The sequence below is a fragment of the Exiguobacterium sp. s75 genome (genome assembly GCF_018617145.1).
Taxonomy (GTDB): domain Bacteria; phylum Bacillota; class Bacilli; order Exiguobacteriales; family Exiguobacteriaceae; genus Exiguobacterium; species Exiguobacterium profundum.
This window is the reverse complement of record NZ_JACSJQ010000001.1, coordinates 444,607-468,576: the sequence shown is the minus strand read 5'-3', so window position 1 is coordinate 468,576 and position 23,970 is coordinate 444,607. Positions and strand designations below refer to the sequence as shown.

The window sequence follows — 23,970 nt, the reverse complement described above, 5'->3', positions numbered from 1 at the left end:
CATTCATCTGTATATTTTACCACAGTTAACAGTTCGTCAAAATGCCCGAATCATGCTATTCTAAAAAGAACTGTAGAAAGGGGAATACAGATGACGAATGAACAGATGATTGAAGCCATTTTGGATAAAATGAACATTATTAACCGCGGTGCAATCAAAGCGGAAGAATATAATGCGGCTGATCCGTCAGCGGTGAAAGAGATTTACGAGTACGTGATGACACGCTCTTCGCTCTCTTTGTCGGAAGTCGATGGTATCGTCGAAGAACTCGGTCAATTGACATGAAAAAGGAGTGGACCCCCAAGCGGTCCACTCCTTTCGTTTATAAATCTGCGTAGCGCCGATTAAAGGCAATAAGCGCTTCTTTAGCAGCCAATTGCTCGGCTTCTTTTTTCGAACGTCCGACCCCTTCACCGACGATGTCGTCGCTGAGGCGTGCATGTGCGACGAATTCCCGGCTATGCGCCGGTCCGCGTTCCTCGATGATTTCATACGAAACAGGTCCGAGTCCTTCCCGTTGAACGCTCTCCTGTAACTGGCTCTTGAAATCGGTCTGTTCTTCAAATACTCCCGCTAAGACTTTCGGAAAAACCGCTTCGGCGAGGAATCGTTCGACGGCCTCAATTCCCTGGTCCAAATAAAGAGCACCGATATAGGATTCGAACACGTCGGCAAGCAGTGCCGGACGTTTTCGTCCACCGGTCAACTCTTCACCTTTCCCAAGCAAGATGAAGTCAGAGAAAGCATAAGCTTCCGCAAAATTCACGAGTGACGGTTCACATACGATCGCCGCTCGTAATTTCGTCAATTCCCCCTCGGAGCGCTCCGGATAAGTCTCATAGAGAAAGCGAGATACGGTCAGTTCTAAAACAGCATCCCCTAAAAATTCTAAACGTTCATTGTCTTTTCGTAACCCGCGTTGCTCATTCACATAAGATGAGTGTGTGAACGCCTGCATCAACAAGTCGTGATTCGAAAATTGAACGTCTAACCGTTCTTCCAATGATTTAAATAATTCCAAGATGCGTGCTCGTTCCATCTCCTGACGCCGACGTCGCTGCGCCGACCCTTGACGGTCAAACCGTCGTTTGTCTTTTGTCATAGTTCCCTCCATGAATAAGCACAAGCCCACCGCCCGGAACCGAGCGGTGGGATGGCTTGATTACAATTTTGTTTCGATGTAAGCCACTACGTCGCCAACAGTCGCGAGCTTCTCAGCGTCTTCGTCTTCGATCGTGATGTCGAATTTGTCTTCGAGGTCCATCACCATTTCCATTACTTCAAGTGAATCCGCACCAAGGTCATCCTTGAACGATTTCTCTGCTGTGATCTCAGATACGTCTTTCCCGAGCTTCTCAGCAACTGCTTCTTGTACGTCTACTAAAATTTGTTCTTTTGTCATGATAAAATCCCTCCAAAGGTAAGTATATTAAATGTCAGTCTGTTGGTAAAGTTCTCTTTTACGCCATCGTCATGCCGCCATCGACGGCAATCGTCTGCCCGGTCACATAAGCCGCTTGTTCCGATGCGAGGAAGGAGACAAGGTTCGCCACATCCTCCACCTGTCCGAAACGGTTGAACGGAATTTGCTCGAGTGTAGCCTCTCGTTGAGCATCTGTCAAGGCATCGGTCATATCCGTTTGAATGAACCCTGGACAGACGGCATTGACCGTCACGTGACGTCCCGCGAGTTCGCGCGCCACCGATTTTGTCAATCCGATCAACCCTGCTTTTGCAGCCGCATAGTTCGCTTGTCCTGCATTGCCGGTAATCCCGACAACCGAGGCGATGTTGATGATTCGACCTGCTTTCGACTTGAGCAAAGGTCTCGTGACGGCTTGTGATGTCAAAAAGGCGCCTTTTAAGTTCGTCGATAGCACATCTTCGAAATCGGCTTCTTTCATCCGCATGAGTAACCCGTCGCGGGTGATTCCTGCATTGTTGACGAGACAATCGACGCGTCCGAACGTATCGACTGTCGTCTTGACGAGCGCTTTGACATCGTCAGCATTCGATACATCTGCTTTCACGGCGATGGCTTCGCCGCCTGCCTCCGTGATCATGGCCACGACATCATTCGCCTTTTGTTCACTACCCGAGTAGTTCACGACGACCCGAAAGCCGTCTTCCCCTAAACGCTTCGCGATGGCCGCCCCGATTCCCCGGGACGCCCCTGTCACGATCGCCACTTGATCATGCACGTACTTCTCCTCCTAACGAGGCGACTTCTTCGAGCGTGGTCGCCTTTTGAATCGAAACGTTCGAGTCGATTCGTTTAATCAATCCTGAAAGCGGTGAAGATGGGCCGAACTCGATGAACGTGTCTACGCCGTCTGCAATCGCCTTGCGTACACAATCTTCAAAGCGGACAGACGAATACAGTTGTTTCGTCAATAACGCCTTCAACTGTTCAGGGTCACGATGCACCTCCGCGTCCACGTTCGAAATCATGTCGACGGAAGCCGCTTCAAACGGTGACGAGGCGAGGACATCTTGGAAACGCGTTGCCGCCGGCATCATGTAGGAACTATGGAACGCTCCAGATACGTTTAACGGCAATACCCGCTTCGCACCGGCAGCCTTCAATTCCACGCCCGCTTGTTCGACCGCGTCGACATGCCCTGAAATCACGAATTGACCAGGACAATTCAAGTTGGCGATTTGAACTAAATTCCCGCTCGCACTGATTTTTTCAGTGATATGAAGCGCCTCTTGAAGATCGGTCATCCCGACGACTGCAGCCATCGTTCCATCCTTCACTTCAGACATCAACTGTCCACGCGCCCGGACGAGAACGGTCGCTTCTTCAAGATCGATGACACCCGCACTGACGAGCGCCGCATATTCACCAACACTATGCCCGATGACGACATCTGGTGCCGCACCGCTCTTCGCATAGGCTTGCGCGAGGAGCGAGGCGTGCGCCACGATGGCCGGCTGCGCCACTTCCGTTTCTTGTAGGTCTTCCTTCGACCCGGATGACATGACTTCAAGGAGGTCAAACCCGAGTCGACGTCCGATTGCTTGAAGCGCTTCAGGGTGATTTAAAAAGGTTTGTCCCATTCCAACGGCTTGAGAACCTTGCCCCGGAAACACCCATGCTACTTTCCCCATATCTCCACCTGCTTTCGCTTAGTCTATGGCTTTGGCACGCTTGATTTTTTCCACGACATCGTGATCTACCATGATTTTCGCCTGTTTCAACGCACTCATGATGGCGAGTGCATCGCTCGACCCATGCGCCTTGATGACCGGCGCATTGATCCCGAATAATCCGGCTCCCCCGTGTTCGCGATAATCCAGCGTTTCTTTTAATCGTCTCAATTTCGGTTTTAAGATGAGAGCGGCGAGTTTAGATACAAGGTCACTCGTGAATTGTTCTTTCATCATCTTCATGAGCATCGAAGAGGAGCCCTCCACACCCTTTAACAAGATGTTTCCGGCAAATCCTTCGGTCACGATGACGTCCACGTCACCTGACATCGCTTCACGCGCTTCGACATTCCCAACAAAATAGACAGGTGCCTGTTCAAGGAGGGGGAACGCTTCTTTTGTCAGCGCATTTCCTTTACCCGCTTCTGTCCCGATATTGAGAAGGGCGACACGCGGTGTCTTGATGCCACGCACATGTTCCGCATACAGTGAACCCATAATCGCATAGTCGACGAGGTGTTCAGCTTTTGCATCCGGATTCGCTCCGACATCCAGGACGACGACACCACTACCAGTATATGTAGGGAACGTCGGAGATAATGCCGGACGCTCGATTCCTGGGATCCGTCCGATGATGAAAAGAGACGCCGCCATCAATGCGCCGGTATTCCCGGCAGACACGAGAGCATCCGCTTTTCCTTCTTTGACGAGCTGAGCTGCCACGACGAGCGAGCTGTCCTTCTTACGGCGCACCGCCCGTACCGGTTCGTCTTCGCCTGTAATGATCTCACTGGCTGGAACGACCGTTACTCGAGGGTCATCAAGACCGTATGAGGCAATTTTCACCTCATCACCGACTAAAAAGAGTTCCATCGGTTCATTCGGATATTGCGCGACGAACCGTTTCACACCTTCTACAATCGCCTTCGGTGCGTGATCGCCACCCATTGCATCAATCGCTAACTTCATGCTTGCTCCTCCTCACCACGTCGGTAAATCGTGAAGTCGCCATCAAAGACGCACTCCTCACCGACATAACTTTCAACTGTGACGTCCGTTCTCCCGTCCCCTCGTAGTTTCATCACACGAGCCTTGGCAACGACTCGCTCTCCAAGATGAACTTGGCGACTGAAGCGAATGTCCGCTTTAGTGGTCAACGCCAATTCATCATTGATGAGCGCCACCGCTAACGAGTTGGCTTGCGCGAACAAGACATGTCCACGGGCAATCTCGTTGCGGCTAAAGACGTGTTCTTTTTCTATATCGAGGACTGAGATCGCAGAGTCATCTAGCTTCAAGTCAATCATATCACCGATGACCTCGCTCATTGAAAGCGATTTGACTTCATCGAGATGTTCGGAAGCCACATGTTTGATCCGTTCCCTCACTTCCGGAATTTTTAATTCCATCCGGTCGAGTCGAATTGTTTGGATGCTGACAGAAAACTGCTTTGACAGTTCTTCGTCTTTGATGAACGGGTTATGCTCAATCGTTTCTTGTAACAAGCGTTGCCGCTCTTTCTTAGGTACCCGCATTCAGTTCCCTCCTAAACTAATCGCTAAAGAACTTAATACCTGGTACTAATAGCAGTATATATTCTTTAGTCGTCATTTTCAAGTACTATTCTAACCTTTCCCCAACGAGAAGGTCGAGTTGTTTCAAATAGCCACGTAACCCTTCATACTGGGCGTCATGCCAAAAGGTGTCGCTTCCGAGAAGTTTCACGGCATCTTGCATGGCCACTTCCATCACTTTCAAATCGAGAACGGGATCGGCGACACGGAAACTCGGGAGACCGCTCTGTGCGGTTCCAAAGAAATCACCAGCCCCACGCAACTCTAAATCTTTTTCTGCCAATACAAAGCCATCGTTCGTTTCCGTCATCGTCTTCAAACGGACTTTCCCGACATCCGATTTCGGGTCTCCTACCAAGATGCAGAATGATTGATGCGCACCACGACCGACACGCCCTCTCAACTGGTGTAATTGCGCGAGACCGAAACGTTCGGCATCATGAATGATGATTAGAGAGGCGTTCGGGACGTTCACCCCTACCTCGACGACTGTTGTGGAGACGAGAATCTGTGTCGCATTATCGGCGAATGATTTCATAATCTCGTCTTTTTCTGTACTCGATAGCTTTCCATGCATCAGGCCAACGCCATAGTTCGAGAAGCGCTCTTTCAATAGCTCATACAGTGCCGTCGCACTCTCCACTTCTAATGTATCCGACTCCTCGATGAGAGGTGCAATCACATACGCTTGACGGCCGAGTGCGAGTTCCCGATCGACCATTGCATGCACACGATCGATTTGGTCGTGTTTCGCCCAATACGTTTCAATCGGCTTTCGTCCTTTTGGCATCTCATCGATTGTGGAAACATCCATTTCTCCGAACGCACTGATGGCAAGCGTCCTCGGAATCGGTGTCGCGGTCATATATAAGACGTCCGCGAATTCAGCTTTATCGCGAAGTTTCTTCCGTTGTTCGACACCGAATCGATGTTGTTCATCTGTGATCGCCAAATGTAAATTCGAAAATTCGACCGGTCCTTGGATGAGCGCGTGCGTCCCGACGATGATGTCGACGTCACCCGATCGGATTGCCGTCAGTAGGGCTTCGCGCGCCTTCCCTTTCACCGAGCTCGTCAGGAGGGCAATCGTGATGCCAAACGGTTCAAATAATTCCTGTAACGATGTCGCATGTTGTTCGGCAAGGATTTCTGTTGGCACCATCAAAGCTCCTTGATACCCGGCTGTCACAGTCGCATACAAGGCAATCGCGGCAACGACGGTCTTCCCGCTCCCGACATCCCCTTGTAACAATCGGTTCATCCGTTCTGGTCTTTCAAGGTCAGATACGATTTCACGGATGACCCTTGTCTGGGCTCCGGTTAATGGGAATGCGAGCCGTTTGACGAATTCATTCAATTGATGCTTATCGAGGTGAAGGGCCCGACCGTTTCCTGACCGCTCCATTTTCCGAAACGCCTGTAATTTCAACTGATACATGAGACACTCTTCATAAACATAGCTTCGTCTCGCCTGTTTATATGTCTCCACTGTATCTGGAAAATGCATCCCACGTAGCATCGTCATCCGGTCAACTAATCGATAGCGGTCGCGAATGGCTTGCGGGACCTGTTCGGGCAAATCGTTCACCTGCTCAAAAGCGAGCTTCACAATCCGACTGAAATTCTTTTGTGTCAGTCCGGCTCGTAATGAATAAATCGGTTGCAATCCGCCTGAGGGGGCACCAAATTCAAGGTCGGTCGCGCTGATTGTCATCCGGTTCATGTCCCATTTCCCTTTGACCGTCACCGTCTCCCCGATCACCAATTTTTCTTTATAGAAGGCACGGTTGAACATCGTCACTTGGACGGCGTATCGGTCTTCGAGTAGCAAGCGGAACTGGAGACGATTCTTTCCTTTACTATAGTAGCGAACGAGCGGTTCGGCTTGGACAGTCCCGCTCCACTTGACGAGGTCACCGTGAACAGCCGTCGTCACTGTCCCACTATTATAATTCTCATAACGAAACGGGACGTGCTCCAGCACGTCCTCGATTCGAACAAGTCCCATCACTTCTAACTTTTTGGCCATCTCTGGCCCGACCCCTTTCAGCGTCGTCAGTCGATCATTGTTTTGCATCTTCTTTCGCTCCAAATATATTTCGTTCGAGGCGACGAGCCGTCGGTGTATTGGCAAGTCCGCCTTTTGCGGTCTCTTTTAAGGCGGTCGGCATCATTTGTCCCACTTCATGCATCGCCGAGATGACCTCGTCACAAGGAATACGTGAGGTAATCCCCGCGAGCGCCATATCTGCTGCGACAATAGCGTTGGCACCGCCCATGGCGTTTCGCTTGACGCATGGAACTTCGACCAGCCCCGCCACAGGATCACAGACGAGACCGAGCATATTTTTTAGGGCTATCGCAAATGCCGTAGCCGACTGGTCCGGTGTCCCGCCAGCTGCTTCAACGATGGCCGCGGCTGCCATGCCCGTCGCCGACCCGACCTCGGCCTGACATCCACCAGCCGCCCCTGAAATCGAGGCGTTGTTCGCCACGACGAATCCGAACGCACCTGACGTGAACAAGTAACGGATCATCGCGTCGCGGTCCATTTCAAGGCGATCTTTTACCGCAAACAACGTTCCCGGTACGACGCCCGCGCTCCCCGCCGTCGGCGTCGCACAGATTCGTCCCATCGCCGCGTTCACTTCGTTCGTCCCAATCGCTTTCGAGACGGCATCTAAAATGAGGTCCCCAGCGAGCGACTTGCCCGAACGAATATAGTCTTGCATGAGTACGGCATCATTCCCCGTCAATCCCGTAACCGACGTGACACCTTGGAGTGCGCGTTCGACCGCCTCCTCCATCACTTCAAGATTTCGGTCCATCATCCCGATGATGTCCTCGCGACTGGCACGTCTGACGTGCATCTCCTGCTCAATCATCACTTCAGAAATCGGGATGTTCCGTTCTGTTGCAATCGTCACTAATTCTTCTACTGATTTAAACATCACACATTCTCCTCATTCCCCAAAAATAGCTATCCGTTCGATTTGCGGTAACCGTTCCAGCTCTGCGATCACTTCCGCAGGAATGGTCTCATCAATCTCGATCGCCATCAACGCCTGCATCCCTTTTTCATGGCGGCTCACTTCCATATGTCCAATGTTTAATTGGTGGTTCGCCAACACACCGGTCACAGCCGCGATGGCCCCGAATCGATCATGGTGCAAGACGACGAGTGCAGGTCCCCCGCCTGTCAGTTTCAACGGGAATCCGTTCAGTTCCGTAATCTCAATCGTTCCCCCACCGATTGAGATTCCGACAATCTCAAATGTGCCAAAATCATCTTCGAGCAAGACCCGGGCCGTATTCGGATGATCCGTCAACAGATCACTCGTCTCAAAGATGACCTCGATTCCTTTTTCACGGGCGATATCTAACGCCTGTGGGATTCTCAGATCGAATGTATCGAATCCCATGATTCCACCGACGATCGCCACGTCCGTACCGTGACCCCGATACGTGTCAGCAAACGACCCATAAAATGTGATGTGCGCCGTACGCGGCGTTCTCCCGAACAACTTCCCGGCCATCAAGCCGATGCGGGCAGCACCTGCTGTATGCGAACTCGACGGTCCGACCATGACCGGACCAATGATGTCAAACACACTACGATATTTCATCAATTTTTCCCCCTTTCAAAAATCCCTACCTTCATTATACAGAAGGTAGGGATTCGAAACAGCTTATTCCACACTAAAAATATAAGAGTAAAGCGGTTGTTTGCCGTCGTGAACTTCAATTTCAATCTCGTCGTTCACCGATTCGATATATGACGTCAACGCTTCTACGTCCGATGCAGAAGAGCCTTCTCCTGTTAAGATCGTGACGATTTCATCGTCTGCATCGATGAGCGCATCGACTAATCGTTTAGCCGCTTCTAAGCTCGATGGAGATGAAGAAACGATTTTCTTCTCAGCAATCGCCATGTGCTCATCTTTTTTGATTTCAACGCCATCGATGCTCGTATCACGAACAGCGTATGTCACTTGGCCGGACTTCACTGTCGCGGCTGCCGCTTTCATCGCTTGTTCATTCATCTCGACATCCGCTTCAGGATTGAATGCGATGGCTGCAGCGAGACCTTGTGGGACGGTCTTCGTCGGAATGACCGACACGCCGCACGGTGCGACAGACGCCGCTTGTTCAGCCGCCATGATGATGTTGGAGTTGTTCGGGAAGATGAAGACGTGTTCCGCATGTGCCGACTCAATCGCCTTGACGATATCTTCTGTCGACGGGTTCATCGTCTGACCACCTTCGATGACGTGGGCCGCCCCGAGTGAACGGAACAGTTCGCTGACGCCTTCACCCATTGCGACCGTTACGATGGCAAATGGTGCTTTCGGCTTCTCCGCTTGTTGAACACCGTGCTGATTGGCACCGTGTTCTTCTTCAAGAATCGTCGAGTGTTGTTGACGCATGTTCTCGATTTTGACCGCGACGAGTTCACCGAAACGTTGCCCTTTCGTGATGACTTCACCTGGCGTCTCGACGTGAACGTGAACTTTCAAGAGTTCCTCGTCCGCGACGACAAGAAGAGAATCCCCGAGTTCAGACAACTCGTTGCGGAATGCATCTTCGTTGAACGGTGTATCTTTCAGCTTGTCCTCTTGGAAACGGACCATGATCTCCGTACAGTAACCGAATTCGATGTCCTCTGTCGACATGAATCCTTGTGCCGCATGCGCGTGGTGTTCTGCTTCGACCAATGCATCCATCACCGGTGTATGTGGTTTTTCGAGTTCCTTTCCTTCAAGACTCGCGAGGAATCCTTCGTAAATGACGAGAAGTCCTTGACCACCTGAGTCGACGACGCCGACTTCTTTTAACACCGGTAATAAGTCCGGTGTACGGTCTAACGAAGCTTTTGCTTCGACGATGACTCGTTTCATGAACTCTGCGAAATCACTTGTCGACTCAGACGCAAGGAGCGCTTCATCAGCTGCTTCACGAGCAACCGTTAAAATCGTTCCCTCAACCGGTTTCATAACCGCTTTGTATGCCGTATCGACACCGCGTTTGAGTGCTTCTGCAAAATCAATTGTCGTGAGTTCCGTCTTTCCTTCAACGGCTTTCCCGAAACCGCGGAACAACTGGCTTAAAATAACGCCTGAGTTTCCGCGTGCTCCCATCAGGAGTCCACGAGCGAACTTTGATGATACCTCTGCGACATCAGATGTGTTCATGGTTGCTACTTCTTTCGCACCTGACGTCATCGTCAAGTTCATGTTCGTTCCCGTGTCTCCGTCTGGAACCGGGAAGACGTTAAGCGAATCTACATAATCTGCGTTTTGGCTCAAATTGGCCGCTCCGTTCGCGATCATGTTTGAGAGCGCCACGCCATCTAAACGATTTAAACCCACACCAAATCCTCCTCCGTTTTCGTCAGTCATTCGTCAGACGAACGCCTTGAACGAATATATTTACCGACGAAACGTTTAATCCTAAAGTTTCTCCGAGTGTATACTTTACTCGGCTTTGCACGTTGTATGCGACTTCCGATACTTTCGTCCCGTAGCTTACAATGATGTGCATGTCGATATGTACGTCCTCATCCTCTTGACGTACGACGACACCACGCGCGTAATTTTCACGTTTTAACAATTCAGCAATGCCGTCTTTCAATTGTGCTTGTGAAGCCATGCCGACCACACCGAAGCATTCCATCGCCGCACCACCTGCGAGTGTCGCGATGACGTCACTTGTGATGTCAATATTGCCATATGTTGTCTTCATTTCAATTGCCATATGGAGTAGCCTCCTTTATTCGGAATGATTCCTAATGTACATTCTACAATAAGTACCTAGTTATTAAAAGAACCTGCTCCAGAATCTCGGTCAATTAAGGCGATAACCTCATTCATTATTCAAATCCTTGAGAGTAATGTCAAGTTTTTTTCTTGTCATGGTATGATTTTCTAGTTGCATCGGGAAAAAAGCCGTGCTAATATAAACGAGTGTCTATTAGGACGAACCCACATAAAAAAGGAGGGGAAACGCATGGCACGTAAATGCTACGTAACAGGTAAATCACCTAAATCAGGTAACAACCGTTCGCACGCACTCAACAAGACAAAACGTACTTGGGGTGTAAACGTACAAAAAGTTCGTATTCTCGTTGACGGTAAACCGAAACGCGTTTGGGTTTCAGCTCGCGCACTTAAATCAGGTCTCGTTGAACGCGTATAATACTTATACACGAACGAATAAATCCCAGCGGCATTCGCCGATGGGATTTTTTTTGCTTATTTTTTGACGAGCATGACAAGGACCATTCCCTCATGGACCGTCAACAAGGCACGCTCTTCGCTCCACTCATTTGATACAGTCAACGCTTGCGCGCTATGGACCGGATGACGGTCGAGTGGATATTTGACCCCATCAATTGAAATCGTAGCGGTTTTCCAAGGCATGAAAGACAAGTAATGTTCATCTAGTTTTTTAATCTCATAACTTCCTGGCCGAGCGAGAAAAATCGTTTGACCCGTCCCATGAAGAACCATCCCCGGATACGATTCGAGTAGACCGACGTTCGCGAACGTCATATCAACTCGACCACCGAGTGCCCCGTACACGTGCATCTGGGTCGCCCCTTGATCGATTGCCAACTGAAGCGCAATCTCGAGGTCGGTCACATCCTTTTCAGATGGATAACGTAGCGCTTCCTCAGGAGGTGTTCCGACAAACGAATCAAAGTCCCCGACCACGACGTCGACATCAATCCCCTCATCTAATAATCTCTGATATCCGCCATCGACACCGATGACAAAATCGGCATCACGCGGTAAGTCCGGAATAGGTTCCGGACTCGCCGCGACGATCAAGATGTTCATTGACGAATGTCCCGTGTCGCGACACGCGTGAATCGCGGAGCTGTCGTGAAGAGTAAGACTAATACGATGGCTGAGATGACAAACGACGGAACCATATAAGTTGCGTTATAGCCAAGTGAATAAGCCACGACCGGACCCTCCGCATACTCAGCGAAAAAGACAATCCCTGAGATGACGTGAGCCGCATAACGCAACGCCGACCCGATCAATGCGCCGATCACCAAATAGGTAGCGAGCGTCTTCGTCGCGCCTTGACCAGCGGCCTGTTTCACACGTCCGGCAAAGACGCCGGCCACGCCGACAAGTCCGTACGCGACCGTATAATCGAGCAAGAACTGAACTGGCGTAAAGATATAGGCTCCGAACAAGAGTTGAAGCGTCCCGACGAGCGCACCAGTCGCAAGTCCCCCTTTCAATCCGTGACGAAACGCCATCACAAAGATCGGGAGCATCGCCAGACTGATTGACCCTCCTTGTGGCAAACGGTATGGGATCAGTAAATCAAAGACTAGTCCAAGCGCCGCGAACAATGAAATTTCGATGAGTGCTTGTAATTTAAAACGTGATTTCATCTTTCTTCCTCCTTTATTGTGTGAACGACAAAAAGCAGCATGACGTAAACGCCATGCTGCTTGGATTCGCAACGTGCATTTTCGCCACATCCCTACGTCCGTGTGAACGGAACAGGTTCAAAGGGTTAGCGTATGCCTCTCAGCCACATATTGTGACACCCCTTGCGACTCTATCTTGTTGTTCTACCGTCGATTATACACGAGATGCGCCACGAATGCTATCGATGGCGGCTTTATAATCCGGTTGATTGTAAATGGCCGAACCGGCAACTAGGACATCAGCCCCTGCGTCGATGCAACGTTTCGCCGTCTCTTCATTGACGCCACCATCGATTTCAATTTCAAAATCGAGCTGACGATCTTTGCGAAGCTGACTGAGCGCCGAAATTTTCGGTACGACGGATTCAATGAACGCTTGTCCACCGAACCCTGGGTTGACGGTCATGAGTAATACCATATCGACGTCTTGAAGGATATGTTCAATCGTAGAGAGCGGGGTGTGCGGGTTCAAGACGACCCCACATTTCGCCCCTGCCGCTTTGATTTGCTGCAAGACTCGATGTAAATGGTTCGTTGCTTCCACGTGAACCGTCACAATGTCTGCCCCCGCCTTGACGAAATCTTCGACATAGCGTTCCGGTTGGTCAATCATCAAATGCACATCGAGAACCATGTCTGATTTTTTGCGCAAGCTCGCGAGGACCGGTAGTCCAATCGAGATGTTCGGCACGAACTGCCCATCCATCACGTCAAAATGGATATAATCTGCCCCCGCATCTTGAACGGCTTTCACTTCCGCTTCCAAATTGGCAAAGTCGGCTGCTAAAATTGATGGTGCGATTTTAATCATCTGTCAATACCTCCGTTTACGATCGTTTAACTCCTCCATAAAGGTAACATAATTCTCATAACGAGTTGAAGCAATTTTGCCATCTTCAACGGCTTGTTTAATGGCACACCCCGGTTCATTGATATGGACGCATCCCCGGAACTTACAATCGTCATGTCGTTCCACAAACTCCGGGAAACACCATCTCAGTTCATCCGCCTCGAGTTCTTGCGGGAACTCAAGACTTGAAAATCCTGGCGTATCCGCCACAAGCCCGTCGGCCAATTGAATGAGCGTGACGTGACGTGTCGTATGTTTCCCACGGCCGAGTGATTTTGAGATTTTCCCCGTTGCCAATTCGAGTTCAGGCGCGACCGCGTTCAAGAGTGAACTTTTCCCGACACCTGTTTGACCGGCAAACACGCTCGTCTTCTCTTTGAAGAGTCCCCTTACTTGATCGACCCCATCCGAAAGCTCCGTCGACGTCTCAATCACGTCATATCCGATGGTACGATAGCGGGCGACCGCCTCTTGAATCGGTCCGGTCTCTTCTTCACTGAGTAGGTCCATCTTCGTTAACACGATGATTGGATGAATTTGTTTGGATTCGATCAATACGAGGAATCGGTCAAGCAAATGATAAGAAAACGCCGGTTCTTTCACAGAAAAAAGTAGAAATGCCTGATCGATGTTGGCGATTGGTGGGCGGACGAGATGGTTTTGACGCTCCTCCACCTCTAAAATATAGCCCGTCCCATCTTCCTGATCTTGAATGACCACGTCATCCCCGACGACAGGCGAGATGTTTCGTTTCCGAAAATTCCCTCTCGCCCGACACCGAATCTCTTGATTCGACTCGGTCATCACATCATAAAACCCGCCTTGTAAGCGAATAATCGTTCCTTTCAATATGACTACCTCCCTTAAAAAAGAGGTGACGACACCGTCACCTCTTTATTGTGCCTCTTTGGCCTGTGCATATGTGACTGAATCCGTTCGGACGATTTCACCATCGACTTCAATCGTTGCGGTCCCGACTTCGTCCGGGGCAATAACGAGCGTATACGAATACGTTGTCGTCTCTGTGATGTTATCCCGTAACACTTCAATTTCACCGCGCGCATCGACCGTGCGAATCACGACCTCGACGGCTTTCGGTTTCTTGTCTTTGTCCGGTTGCTCGACTTCGACGCTCACTTCACGTTCGATGGAGACGTCCGTCGGTTCAACCCCTTCCGATACGATGACCGTAAGTTCCGTTCCCGGATCGACTGCCGTACCCGCCGTTGGAAGTTGACGGATGATTTGACCTTTAGGAACACTTGTCGAAAACTCATCCCGTCTCACGATTTTTAACTTGTTTTGATCGGCATAAGTCGATGCCTCGTCAAACGTATATCCCGCGAGATTCGACAGTTCGACTTTGTTGCTTCCTGTCGACACGACGAGCGTCACCGTCACTTCTGAAGGAACGACTTCCTCGCCTGGGTCGAGGGATTGCGAAATCACATCTCCGCTAGCGACTGTTTCCGAAGCTTCTGTTTTGATTTCAAGGTCACTGAATGCCAGATCTTTTAACATGCGTTCAGCTGCTGTTTGGGACAATCCCTCCACATTCGGCATTTCGACGGTTTCTTTCCCGGCCGAAACGACGATGGTCACCGTCGTGCCTCGTTTTGGTTTACGCCCTTGTTGTGGGTTTTGCGAAATAACCTCACCTTCTTCGACGTCATCGCTCGCCCGCTCCGTCACTTCGACGACGAAATCGGCATTCTCAAGTTCAGAAGTGGCATCTCCGATACTCATTCCAACGACATCCGGAACGACGGCTCGTGACATTTCATCGGCGACCACGTATGCCGCAATGCTCCCTCCAATCAGGATCAACACGAGTAAAATCCAAATCCACCATTTGCGTTTCTTCTTTTTTACTGGAGTCACCGCTTCAGGTTCTTGCTCACTAGACGCTGTGACCGGAGTCGGTGTTACTGGCGTCTCTGGTTTTTCTTCAGGTATGACCGGTGTCATGACGAGCGTTTGATCGAACTCATCCTGACTGGCCGGAACACGTCTCGGCTCATTGGCGCGTTCACGGCTTAATGCCGTCATGCAGTCTTTCTTAAAGGCTGCGACCGAAACATGACGGGCACCTGGTGACTTCGACAATGCTTGCATGACGCAGTTTTCGAGTGCCTGTGGAATATTCGGATTCAAGTCCATCGGTCGAATCGGGTCATCTTGCAAATGTTGAAGGGCGACGGCGACGGGTGTCTCGCCAATAAACGGGACACGACCTGTCAACAATTCGTACAGTACGGCACCGAGCGAATAAATATCTGACTTTTCATCAGCAAATTTACCGCGCGCTTGCTCAGGTGAGAAATAATGGACCGAGCCGAGTACGGACATCGTATGCGTCAACGTCGCATTCGACATCGCCACGGCAATCCCAAAATCGGTCACCTTCACGTTACCGTGCTGATCGATCATCATGTTCTGCGGCTTGATATCACGGTGAATGATTCGATTCGCATGGGCATGGTCAATCGCATCACAAATCTGTCCCATGATGCGTAGCGCTTCATCGACAGATATGTATTCCTCTTGCAAATATTGTTTTAACGTCACCCCATCGACATGCTCCATGACGATATAGTACAAATCTTCTTCATCGCCGACGTCATAAATCGCCACGATGTTTGGATGGTTCAGACTCGTAGCCGCATGGGCTTCTCGCTCGAACCGACGTATAAATTGTTCGTTATGTGAGAATTCAGATCGCAACACCTTGATGGCGACGGTTCGGTTTAAGATCTCGTCATGAGCCCGGTAGACATTTGCCATGCCTCCGCTGCCGATTTGTTGTTCGATCCGATAACGATCGTTGATTCGTTCTCCGCTTCGCATCGGATTCATCCTCTCTTTCTATCTGTGAATTGAACGAGGGCGACCGTGATATTGTCGCTTCCTCCCAATTGATTGGCTTCTGCAATGAGTTGCTCCGCTTTTTGTTCGGCGGATGCCGTTTGTTGTAATACGTGTTGAATCGCCACATCGGTCATGTGTGTCGTCAATCCATCCGTACAAATTAAAATCACATCAAACTCAGGGTCAGCGAGCACTTGCACGTCAGGTTCGACTTGTTCGCTTGAACCGATTGCCCGGGTGATGACATTTCGTTTCGGATGAACCCGCATCTCTTCTTCCGTCAATTCACCGAGTTGTTTGAGCACATTGACGTAAGAATGGTCCTCCGTAAGACGTCTTAACTCATTCGCCTGGAGCGCATAGACGCGACTATCTCCGATATGGACGATGACCACCGTTTCTTCATTCCAACAAACAGCTGCCACAGTCGTTCCCATCATGACAAGATTCGACTGCTTCGCAAATTGCAACACTTGATCGTTCGCCAAATCGATGTGGTGGCGGAACCATCGTTCGATTTCGACAGGGGTTGCCGGGAGAGACGGGAACGCCCGTCTAAACTCTTCAATCACGATTTGACTCGCGACCTCTCCCGCTGCATGCCCACCCATTCCGTCTGCAACCAGGGCAATCCCGGTTATGGCATCACCTAAGATTAAAACTGCATCCTCATTTTGTGTGCGTACTTGTCCACGATCTGTTCGAAATGCTAATTCCATCTTTCTGATTACCTCGTTTCTTGTTCGCGCTCCTTCGCTCGAAGCTGTCCACAAGCGGCATCGATGTCCGACCCTTGCTCGCGACGGATTGTCACGTTCACATTGCGGTCTTTGAGCACTTTTTCGAAGGCAAAGATTTGAGCTCGCGGTGTCCGTACATAGTCACGTTCGAGTACATGGTTGACGGGAATCAAGTTGACGTGACATTTGATTCCTTTTAACAGGTCTGCCAAGAGATGGGCATATTCTTCCGTATCGTTGACACCACCAAAGAGTCCATATTCAAACGTGATGCGACGTCCGCTCTTCTCTGTGTAATAACGGACCGCATCCATCAACTTGTCCAAGTCAAAGGCACGGTTGATCGGCATGAGCTTAGTACGCAATTCCGTCGTCGGTGCGTGAAGTGAAATGGCGAAGTTGATTCGCATACCTTCATCGGCAAACTTGTAAATCTTCGGAACAATCCCACTCGTCGATACCGTGATGTGTCGTGCTCCGATGTTGAGTCCATTGTCATGGTTGACAGTACGTAAGAAACGCATTAACTCATCGTAGTTATCGAACGGTTCGCCGATTCCCATGACGACGATAGAGTCGACGCGCTCTCCTGTCGCGTCTAATGCACGTTGTACGTCGAGCACTTGGGCTGTGATTTCCCCGGCTTCTAAGTTTCGTTTCAAGCCGCCGAGTGTCGAGGCACAGAACGTACATCCGATCCGGCAACCGACTTGTGTCGTGACACAAATCGAGTTTCCGTATTCGTGACGCATGAGTACCGTTTCAATTGAGTACCCGTCCTGAAGTTCAAACAAGAACTTGATTGTGCCGTCTTGGGATTCCTGCTTGACCAATTCTTTTAACGTCGTCAATTGGAACGATGCCTCTAATTTGTCGCGAAGCGCTTTCGGAACGTTGGTCATATCATCAAAAGTCGTGACCCGTTTGACGTACATCCAATCATATAATTGTTTCGCACGGAATGCCTTTTCTCCTGCCTCGATCACCCATGCCTCAAGTTCGGGGAACGTCAACGAATAAAGTGACGGTTTTGCGCCTACGAGTGGATTCTTTTCTACTGCTTTTGGATTCATGTTTTATACCTCTTTCTTAAATGCGGCGATATAGAAGCCGTCGGTCCCGAATGTCGTCGGTAATAATTTTAGTTCAGCACGGTCCGATTCCATCATCGGACGAACAGATTGTGGGAGACGACCTTTGAGCGTTTCGTCCCACATCAACCCTTTCGACAGAATATAGTCAGCCTGCGTCTCATTTTCAGACGGGTCGATTGTACATGTCGAGTAAACTAGCGTACCACCTGGTTTGAGCAGTGGCAATACGGCATCAATGATTTGTCTTTGTATCTTTGGTAAGTTTTCGAGTTGAGCTTTGTCCTTCGTCCATTTAATATCCGGCTTTCGACGAATGACGCCAAGGCCCGAACAAGGGACATCTAAAAGAATCCGGTCAAAACTCTCTTCTTCAAACCGTTCACCTGCTAAACGAGCATCAAGGGCAAGTGCGGTCACTCCATTGATGTGTAGACGTTTCGCTTGTTGGTCAATCAATTTTGCTTTGTGCGGATGAAGGTCAAGCGCGGTGAGCGACCCACCTTGCATCCGCTCTGCCGTATGCATCGCCTTGCCGCCTGGTGCGGCACATGCGTCTAGGATGACATCGTCTTTCGACACACCGAGTGCATCCGCGACAATCATGGAGCTTTCATCTTGAATCGATAGGAAACCTTCCTCGATAAATGGGGTCCCATGGACATTCCCAGACTCTACGACGAGTCCATCTGCCGACAGTTCCGAACGTGACGTCATGACGCCAGCATCAGCCAACCGGTTCATCATCTCATCCACTGAAATGCGCTTTCGGTTGACCCGAATCGTAACAGGAGCAGGTTCATTGTTTAATCGGCAAATCGCTTCTGCCGTTTCCACACCATATAACTCAATCCAATCTGATACGAGCCATTCCGGATGACTGTGCTCGATGGCGATTCGTTCTGCATCGGTCAAGCCACTAAAGTCCGGAAACCCTTCCCGAAGCACATTTCGTAACACCCCGTTTACGAATTTGCTCGTTCCGAGGTGATGACCTCGTTTTTTCGCGATTTCGACCGCCTCGTGTAGGACGGCCCGGTCGGGTACTTTATCAAGATAGAAGAGTTGATAAACGCTCATCCGAAGAAGCGGGAGGACAAACTTGTCTAGCTTCTTCGGCGAACGGATGCGGTCTTTCAAAATATAATCGAGCGTCCCTTTGCGACTGAGCGTCCCATATACGAGTTCGGTATAGAGACCGACATCTTTTGGGGCAACTTTTTTTTGTTTCAATGTATCATTGACGGCAATCGTCGAATACGCGCCGCCTTGTTCAATTTTCATCAGCGTATCAAGCGCTGCTTCACGTACGTTCATGAGTTCCTCCTAATCGGTCGCCAATCCGTAGCTTTTGTCCGGCGCCACGCATGAAAGTTGCACCATCCATCCGTTTCTTACCTGCGGGTTGCAAATCGGTCACTTTGATTGCGACGTCGTTCCCTGTCGCCACGACAAATCCGTCTTCTTCCAGACGAATGACTTCTCCCGACTGTCCCGTTCCTGTCGTTTTTTCTCCCATGAACAATTTCACTCGTTCGCCTTCAAGCGTTGAATAGGCCGTCGGGAATGGATTCATTCCTCGAATATGGTTGTAGATGGACTCGCCATGCTTCGTCCAATCAATCTGTTCACGCTCACGGCTGATGTTCGGAGCAAACGTCACGTCTCGCTCGTCTTGAGGCACCGCCTCAATCCACCCTTCCAAGAAGGCCGGAAGCGTACGGATCAGAAGATCGCTTCCTGCTACAGCCAGTTTATCAAATAAAGACCCGACTGTATCCGTCTCTTCAATAGGTACGATGGTATTGGCAATCATGTCCCCTGCATCTAACTTGTCGACCATGTACATGATCGTCACACCTGTCTCCGACTCCCCATCAAGAATGGCTTGATGGATCGGGGCACCTCCGCGATATTTCGGAAGGAGGGAGGCATGTACGTTGATGGCTCCGTGAGGCGGGGCTTCTAGTAAGGCGGTCGGCACGATTTGTCCGTACGCCGCCGTCACAATCAAATCAGGCTTCAGCTCTAAAATGTCTGCATAGTCTGTGCGCACTTTTTCAGGCTGCAACACGGGAATACCGTGACGAAGCGCACACTCTTTTACTGGAGTCGGCTTAAGTTCACGTTTTCGCCCGACCGGTTTATCCGGTTGCGATACGACACCTACGACATTGTATCCTTCTTCAAGCAGTCGCTCAAGTACCGATACGGCGAACGTCGGCGTCCCCATGAAGACGATGCGTTTGTCTTTTCCAGGGTTCGGGACGGCGAGCTTGTCTGTGAACAAGACGCCATCCAAATGATCCATCTCATGTTGAATCGCACGAGCGAAAAAGCCACTCGCTTGAATCGTATGTGTACGCCCTTTCAAATCTTGATTCTTGACGACGATCGACTCATGTCGTTCCACGAATCCGAATTCGCCTGGGATGCTCAAACATCCCTCTAGTCCAACTTCTCGACCGGATGTTTCAATGATTTCCGGGTTGATCAAGACGAGCGGTCCCGTCTCATCATCGGTATGGACGACCGCGAGCCGCTGGTTCAAATTGACTTGCGGTGCCGCGACACCAACTCCGTCATACTCATACATCGTATCAAACAATCGGTCGACAGTCTGACGCAATTTTTTATCAAACTTTGTCACCGGTTCGCACGTTACGCGCAAAATGTCATTAGGTACTTCTACTACTTTATACATGTCTCTCCACCTCACATGAATACGTATGGGTTCACATCGATACTCATTTGATATTCTTTCTTGCTGATTGCTTTGGCTCTCGCTTGCTGTAATCGTGCCAGCTCGGCGTAAAGCGTATCGGGTTGTTTCGTTTTAATGAATACTTGATAACGATAGGCGTTCTTCAATTTCGATAACGGTGCCGGCATCGGTCCATTCAAGCGACTATTCTCCACGTGCGCTTGTAAAAAGTCTGATGCGAACAATTCTGCCTCGGCCTTGGCGACAAGGGGATTTTCCGCCGAAAACGTGACGAGCGTTAAAAACCAGTAAGGAGGATGATTTCCGACTTGTCTGAGTCCCATCTCTTTGGCGAAAAATGTCTCATAATCATGTTCACTCGCAGTCTCGATCACATAATGGTCCGGGTTATACGTTTGGACGAACGCCTCACCCGGAAGTTTTCCGCGCCCGGCTCTTCCTGCCACTTGCGTGACAAGTTGGAAGGTGCGTTCGGTCGCCCGAAAGTCAGGCATCCCGAGTGTCGCATCCGCCGCGAGTACCCCGACGAGGGTGACGTTTGGGAAGTCGAGCCCCTTGGCAATCATCTGCGTGCCAAGTAAGATGTCGGCCTCCCCTTCTTCGAAACGACGCAACAACTGCTCATGTGAACCTTTTCGAGACGTCGTATCCTGGTCCATTCGGATGATGCGCGCTTCTGGAATCCGGTTCAACAGTTCCGTCTCGATTTTTTGTGTGCCCGACCCGAACTGTTTGATTTTCTTACTATTGCAGGATGGACACGTCGAAGGCATACCGACCTCGTAACCGCAGTAGTGACACTTCAACCGATCTCCATATTGATGATATGTCAAATTGACGGCACAATGCGGACATGTCATGCCTTCCCCGCAGTCCCGGCACATGACGAACGTCGTGAATCCACGACGGTTCAATAAAATGACGCACTGCTCTTTTTTCTCGATCCGGTCGAGAATCCCTTGGAACAATTCTTCCGAGAACATCGTCGTATTGCCCTTCGCCAACTCTCGGCGCATGTCAATGATGTGGACCGGTGGCATCTCACCGCCATACCGTTCTTTCAAATGCAAATAGCGATAGACGCCTTTTTGTGCCCGGGCATACGATTCAAGTGACGGGGTCGCACTGCCTAACACGACAGGACAACCGTGATAACGAGCCCGCCAGATGGCAACATCGCGCGCATGATAGCGCGGGTTCTCTTCTTGCTTGTACGTCGTCTCGTGCTCTTCATCTAAGATGATCAGACCGAGTCGGTCGAGCGGGGCAAAGATGGCAGAACGGGCACCGACGACGACGTCGACTTCATTCCGTTTAATCTTACGCCACTCGTCGTACTTCTCACCTTTAGACAGAGCACTGTGCAACACGGCGACCCGATCGCCGAAACGACGCTTGAAGCGTTTGACCATCATCGGGGTCAAACTGATTTCAGGAACGAGTAAGATGGCCTGCTTGCCTTCATCGATGACTTGTCCGATTGATTCTAAATAGACTTCGGTCTTCCCACTCCCCGTCACACCGTGGACGAGTAACGTCTCACCTGCTTCAGCCTCCTGTATGGCCAAGACGGCACTTGCCTGACTGTCGTTCAATTGAACCGATTCCTCGACTTGCTCGATCGTCGCGTACGGGTCACGGTTCAACTCGACCTCGGTCAATCGAACCGCTCCGAGGTCGGCAAGTTTTTGCAGTTGTGGACGAGTCAGACCAATTTGACGTAGTGCCGACCAATACATGCGTGGGGTCTCCTTTAGTAGGTTGACCGCTTCAAGTTGCTTTTTCGCACGTTTTGGCACGACCGTTGCATCGAGGAGCTCGACGACGACGTCGGTCTTAACAGTCTTCTTTTCTTTTAAGACGGGCGCTAAGATCAGCTCCCCTTTTTTAGCGAGTCCAAGAATGACCGATTGGACTTCTTTTGGATACTCCGATAAATGCGTTCCGAGGCGGACCCCATCAGGCACATACCCTTCTTTGATTTCTTTGTCATAACTCACCTTGAGCGCGGCCGGAAGCATCGCGAGCAGGGCGGATGAACGAAAGCAAAGTGTCGTCTCTTTCACATGAATGGATAAAGCGAGCAGTTCATCGGTGAGTGAAGATTCCTCATCTAACAGCGCTTCTAACGGTTTTAATCCATCTCTCGTCCCATCTGACGTACCGACGACAATCCCGAGCAGACGACGGGACCCGAATGGGACAGAGACGCGCATGCCCGGTTCAATCAAAGCCTCAAATTGTTCAGGTACTTCGTAATCAAACGGACGATCAATCGTGATCACCGGTGCATCGACATGTACATGTGCAATCATCGGACCGCTTCCTTAAAGTGTGTGAGCAACTCGAACGCTAACTGTTTCTTCGACTGTTTCGGAAGTCGATGTGTCGTCCCGTCTGCATGGAACAAGACGACCTCATTGTCGTCCGCCCCGAATCCAACGTCACTGCCAGACACATCGTTCGCCACGAGGTAATCGACGTTTTTCCGCTTCAGCTTAGCTGCCGCATGCTCCTCGAGTCGTTCCGTCTCAGCAGCAAATCCGACCAACACTTGATGAGTCTTCTTCTCACCGAGTGATTTTAAAATGTCTGTCGTTTCTTCAAGTTCGATCATGAGTGGACCGTGAACTTTTTTATGTTTTTCCGAATGCACCGTTTTCGGACGATAATCCGCAACTGCCGCCGATTTCACGACAAGGTCTGAAGCCTCAAAGCGGCTCGTCACTTCGCGCAGCATCTCCTCACTTGACTTGACGGGAACCGCTGTCACGCCATCTGGGACAGGAACTTGAAGCGGGCCATGGACGAGCGTGACACGGGCGCCCATGTCTCGAGCCACCTCAGCGAGTGCGACGCCCATTTTTCCAGACGAATCATTGGATAAGTAACGGACGGGATCGATGCGTTCGACAGTCGGGCCAGCCGTGATCAAGACATCTTTTCCAAGATATAGTTTCGGAACGAATTGGCTTTCGATGATGCGAACCAAGTCTTCCGGTTCAGGCAGACGTCCCCCGCCAATCCATCCGCAAGCCAAGTTGCCGACACCGGGTTCAATCAACTGATAGCCGTATGATTTTAGCGTCTCGATGTTGCGCTGTGTGGCAGGATGTTCGAGCATGTTCACATTCATCGCTGGTGAGATGATGACCGGGCACTTCGCAGCCAAAATGGACGTCGTAATAAAGTCATCCGCAATCCCGTTCGCCAATTTTGCAATCGTATTTGCCGTCGCCGGGGCCACGACAATCAAATCGCTCGAGTCGACGACATCGATATGTGCAATCTTTGTCGGGTCATGCTCTTCGAACACGTCCGTATAGACCGGGTTGCGACTGAGCGCCTGGAAGGTCGCCTGACCCACGAATTGTTCTGCCGACTTCGTCATCGCGACGCGAACATTCGCTCCGGCTTGAACCAATTTCGATGTGAGCGCACACGCCTTATAGGCGGCGATGCCACCACTCACACATAACAAAATAGTACGATCCTTCACCATTCCCAAACTCCCCCTTA

Annotated in this window: 24 protein-coding genes and 1 riboswitch; of the genes, 2 read left to right on the top strand and 22 right to left on the bottom strand. The window is 50.4% G+C overall.

The window, feature by feature from the left end:
- The first annotated feature begins 90 nt into the window (after positions 1-90).
- Entirely contained in the window at positions 91-285 is a 195-nt protein-coding gene (locus KNO68_RS02380) for a DUF1128 family protein (RefSeq protein WP_015881361.1), read from the top strand.
- Between the two features lie 37 nt (positions 286-322).
- On the opposite strand, the gene rnc is transcribed toward KNO68_RS02380, so the two are convergent.
- From rnc to KNO68_RS02325, 11 genes are all read right to left on the bottom strand, one after another.
- Complete coding sequence (rnc, locus tag KNO68_RS02375; protein WP_035387821.1) at positions 323-1,039, bottom strand: ribonuclease III; 717 nt, start codon at positions 1,037-1,039, stop codon at positions 323-325.
- A gap of 123 nt (positions 1,040-1,162) precedes the next feature.
- Positions 1,163-1,402, bottom strand: a complete 240-nt coding sequence (acpP, locus tag KNO68_RS02370) for an acyl carrier protein (RefSeq protein WP_015881359.1) — start codon at positions 1,400-1,402, stop codon at positions 1,163-1,165.
- A gap of 58 nt (positions 1,403-1,460) precedes the next feature.
- Positions 1,461-2,201: a 3-oxoacyl-[acyl-carrier-protein] reductase gene (fabG, locus tag KNO68_RS02365; protein ID WP_015881358.1), complete on the bottom strand. Its 741-nt coding sequence runs from the start codon at positions 2,199-2,201 to the stop codon at positions 1,461-1,463.
- Positions 2,194-3,114: an ACP S-malonyltransferase gene (fabD, locus tag KNO68_RS02360; protein ID WP_214684488.1), complete on the bottom strand. Its 921-nt coding sequence runs from the start codon at positions 3,112-3,114 to the stop codon at positions 2,194-2,196. Before fabD ends, fabG begins: the two co-directional genes overlap by 8 nt.
- Before the next feature lie 18 nt (positions 3,115-3,132).
- Positions 3,133-4,122, bottom strand: a complete 990-nt coding sequence (gene plsX / locus KNO68_RS02355; protein ID WP_214684489.1) for a phosphate acyltransferase PlsX — start codon at positions 4,120-4,122, stop codon at positions 3,133-3,135.
- Positions 4,119-4,688, bottom strand: a complete 570-nt coding sequence (gene fapR / locus KNO68_RS02350; RefSeq protein ID WP_015881355.1) for a transcription factor FapR — start codon at positions 4,686-4,688, stop codon at positions 4,119-4,121. The genes plsX and fapR overlap by 4 nt, the downstream gene beginning before the upstream one ends.
- An 85-nt stretch (positions 4,689-4,773) precedes the next feature.
- On the bottom strand, positions 4,774-6,804 hold the full coding sequence (gene recG / locus KNO68_RS02345) for an ATP-dependent DNA helicase RecG (protein WP_215112000.1): 2,031 nt from the start codon (positions 6,802-6,804) through the stop codon (positions 4,774-4,776).
- Positions 6,791-7,678: an L-serine ammonia-lyase, iron-sulfur-dependent, subunit alpha gene (gene sdaAA, locus KNO68_RS02340; RefSeq protein WP_015881353.1), complete on the bottom strand. Its 888-nt coding sequence runs from the start codon at positions 7,676-7,678 to the stop codon at positions 6,791-6,793. Before sdaAA ends, recG begins: the two co-directional genes overlap by 14 nt.
- 12 nt (positions 7,679-7,690) lie before the next feature.
- A complete protein-coding gene (gene sdaAB, locus KNO68_RS02335) occupies positions 7,691-8,353 on the bottom strand; it encodes an L-serine ammonia-lyase, iron-sulfur-dependent subunit beta (protein WP_214684492.1) in 663 nt (220 codons plus the stop codon).
- 63 nt (positions 8,354-8,416) lie between these two features.
- Positions 8,417-10,096: a DAK2 domain-containing protein gene (locus tag KNO68_RS02330; RefSeq protein ID WP_214757121.1), complete on the bottom strand. Its 1,680-nt coding sequence runs from the start codon at positions 10,094-10,096 to the stop codon at positions 8,417-8,419.
- A 22-nt stretch (positions 10,097-10,118) separates the two neighbouring features.
- On the bottom strand, positions 10,119-10,481 hold the full coding sequence (locus KNO68_RS02325) for an Asp23/Gls24 family envelope stress response protein (protein ID WP_015881350.1): 363 nt from the start codon (positions 10,479-10,481) through the stop codon (positions 10,119-10,121).
- Between the two features lie 252 nt (positions 10,482-10,733).
- Here KNO68_RS02325 and rpmB point away from each other — a divergent pair, with 252 nt between their 5' ends.
- Positions 10,734-10,922, top strand: a complete 189-nt coding sequence (gene rpmB, locus KNO68_RS02320; RefSeq protein WP_015881349.1) for a 50S ribosomal protein L28 — start codon at positions 10,734-10,736, stop codon at positions 10,920-10,922.
- A gap of 56 nt (positions 10,923-10,978) precedes the next feature.
- On the opposite strand, the gene KNO68_RS02315 is transcribed toward rpmB, so the two are convergent.
- The 11 genes from KNO68_RS02315 to coaBC all read right to left on the bottom strand — a co-directional run bounded on the left by KNO68_RS02315 (position 10,979) and on the right by coaBC (position 23,953).
- Positions 10,979-11,566, bottom strand: coding sequence for a thiamine diphosphokinase (locus tag KNO68_RS02315; protein ID WP_214684496.1), 588 nt, complete (start codon positions 11,564-11,566; stop codon positions 10,979-10,981).
- Positions 11,563-12,138, bottom strand: a complete 576-nt coding sequence (thiT, locus tag KNO68_RS02310; protein WP_214684498.1) for an energy-coupled thiamine transporter ThiT — start codon at positions 12,136-12,138, stop codon at positions 11,563-11,565. The genes KNO68_RS02315 and thiT overlap by 4 nt, the downstream gene beginning before the upstream one ends.
- A gap of 72 nt (positions 12,139-12,210) precedes the next feature.
- Positions 12,211-12,311: riboswitch (TPP riboswitch) on the bottom strand.
- Positions 12,312-12,331: 20 nt separating this feature from the next.
- Positions 12,332-12,988 (bottom strand): ribulose-phosphate 3-epimerase, encoded by a 657-nt coding sequence (rpe, locus tag KNO68_RS02305; protein ID WP_015881346.1) that lies wholly within the window; start codon positions 12,986-12,988, stop codon positions 12,332-12,334.
- Positions 12,989-12,991: 3 nt separating this feature from the next.
- Positions 12,992-13,879 carry a ribosome small subunit-dependent GTPase A gene (rsgA, locus tag KNO68_RS02300; RefSeq protein WP_214684887.1) on the bottom strand — a complete coding sequence of 296 codons (888 nt, stop codon included), beginning with the start codon at positions 13,877-13,879 and terminating at the stop codon, positions 12,992-12,994.
- Positions 13,880-13,921: 42 nt separating this feature from the next.
- A complete protein-coding gene (pknB, locus tag KNO68_RS02295; RefSeq protein WP_214684500.1) occupies positions 13,922-15,874 on the bottom strand; it encodes a Stk1 family PASTA domain-containing Ser/Thr kinase in 1,953 nt (650 codons plus the stop codon).
- Positions 15,875-15,879: 5 nt separating this feature from the next.
- Positions 15,880-16,614, bottom strand: coding sequence for a Stp1/IreP family PP2C-type Ser/Thr phosphatase (locus KNO68_RS02290; RefSeq protein WP_214733691.1), 735 nt, complete (start codon positions 16,612-16,614; stop codon positions 15,880-15,882).
- Between the two features lie 8 nt (positions 16,615-16,622).
- Entirely contained in the window at positions 16,623-17,708 is a 1,086-nt protein-coding gene (gene rlmN / locus KNO68_RS02285; protein WP_015881342.1) for a dual-specificity RNA methyltransferase RlmN, read from the bottom strand.
- 3 nt (positions 17,709-17,711) lie between these two features.
- A complete protein-coding gene (gene rsmB, locus KNO68_RS02280) occupies positions 17,712-19,043 on the bottom strand; it encodes a 16S rRNA (cytosine(967)-C(5))-methyltransferase RsmB (RefSeq protein ID WP_215111999.1) in 1,332 nt (443 codons plus the stop codon).
- Positions 19,030-20,430: a methionyl-tRNA formyltransferase gene (gene fmt, locus KNO68_RS02275; RefSeq protein WP_215111998.1), complete on the bottom strand. Its 1,401-nt coding sequence runs from the start codon at positions 20,428-20,430 to the stop codon at positions 19,030-19,032. Before fmt ends, rsmB begins: the two co-directional genes overlap by 14 nt.
- A gap of 11 nt (positions 20,431-20,441) precedes the next feature.
- Positions 20,442-22,766, bottom strand: coding sequence for a primosomal protein N' (priA, locus tag KNO68_RS02270; protein ID WP_078146670.1), 2,325 nt, complete (start codon positions 22,764-22,766; stop codon positions 20,442-20,444).
- The gene (coaBC, locus tag KNO68_RS02265) at positions 22,763-23,953 is read right to left on the bottom strand and encodes a bifunctional phosphopantothenoylcysteine decarboxylase/phosphopantothenate--cysteine ligase CoaBC (protein ID WP_214733689.1); all 1,191 of its coding nucleotides are present in this window, start codon (positions 23,951-23,953) and stop codon (positions 22,763-22,765) included. Before coaBC ends, priA begins: the two co-directional genes overlap by 4 nt.
- Between the last annotated feature and the right edge of the window lie 17 nt (positions 23,954-23,970).

Coding starts and splice junctions, on each gene's coding strand:
- KNO68_RS02380 (WP_015881361.1), top strand. CDS start 91: ATGACGAATGAACAGATGATTGAAGCCATTTTGGATAAAATGAACATT.
- rnc (WP_035387821.1), bottom strand. CDS start 1,039: ATGGAACGAGCACGCATCTTGGAATTATTTAAATCATTGGAAGAACGG.
- acpP (WP_015881359.1), bottom strand. CDS start 1,402: ATGACAAAAGAACAAATTTTAGTAGACGTACAAGAAGCAGTTGCTGAG.
- fabD (WP_214684488.1), bottom strand. CDS start 3,114: ATGGGGAAAGTAGCATGGGTGTTTCCGGGGCAAGGTTCTCAAGCCGTT.
- plsX (WP_214684489.1), bottom strand. CDS start 4,122: ATGAAGTTAGCGATTGATGCAATGGGTGGCGATCACGCACCGAAGGCG.
- fapR (WP_015881355.1), bottom strand. CDS start 4,688: ATGCGGGTACCTAAGAAAGAGCGGCAACGCTTGTTACAAGAAACGATT.
- recG (WP_215112000.1), bottom strand. CDS start 6,804: ATGCAAAACAATGATCGACTGACGACGCTGAAAGGGGTCGGGCCAGAG.
- sdaAA (WP_015881353.1), bottom strand. CDS start 7,678: ATGTTTAAATCAGTAGAAGAATTAGTGACGATTGCAACAGAACGGAAC.
- sdaAB (WP_214684492.1), bottom strand. CDS start 8,353: ATGAAATATCGTAGTGTGTTTGACATCATTGGTCCGGTCATGGTCGGA.
- KNO68_RS02325 (WP_015881350.1), bottom strand. CDS start 10,481: ATGGCAATTGAAATGAAGACAACATATGGCAATATTGACATCACAAGT.
- rpmB (WP_015881349.1), top strand. CDS start 10,734: ATGGCACGTAAATGCTACGTAACAGGTAAATCACCTAAATCAGGTAAC.
- KNO68_RS02315 (WP_214684496.1), bottom strand. CDS start 11,566: ATGAACATCTTGATCGTCGCGGCGAGTCCGGAACCTATTCCGGACTTA.
- thiT (WP_214684498.1), bottom strand. CDS start 12,138: ATGAAATCACGTTTTAAATTACAAGCACTCATCGAAATTTCATTGTTC.
- rpe (WP_015881346.1), bottom strand. CDS start 12,988: ATGATTAAAATCGCACCATCAATTTTAGCAGCCGACTTTGCCAATTTG.
- pknB (WP_214684500.1), bottom strand. CDS start 15,874: ATGCGAAGCGGAGAACGAATCAACGATCGTTATCGGATCGAACAACAA.
- KNO68_RS02290 (WP_214733691.1), bottom strand. CDS start 16,614: ATGGAATTAGCATTTCGAACAGATCGTGGACAAGTACGCACACAAAAT.
- rlmN (WP_015881342.1), bottom strand. CDS start 17,708: ATGAATCCAAAAGCAGTAGAAAAGAATCCACTCGTAGGCGCAAAACCG.
- rsmB (WP_215111999.1), bottom strand. CDS start 19,043: ATGAACGTACGTGAAGCAGCGCTTGATACGCTGATGAAAATTGAACAA.
- fmt (WP_215111998.1), bottom strand. CDS start 20,430: ATGTATAAAGTAGTAGAAGTACCTAATGACATTTTGCGCGTAACGTGC.
- priA (WP_078146670.1), bottom strand. CDS start 22,766: ATGATTGCACATGTACATGTCGATGCACCGGTGATCACGATTGATCGT.
- coaBC (WP_214733689.1), bottom strand. CDS start 23,953: ATGGTGAAGGATCGTACTATTTTGTTATGTGTGAGTGGTGGCATCGCC.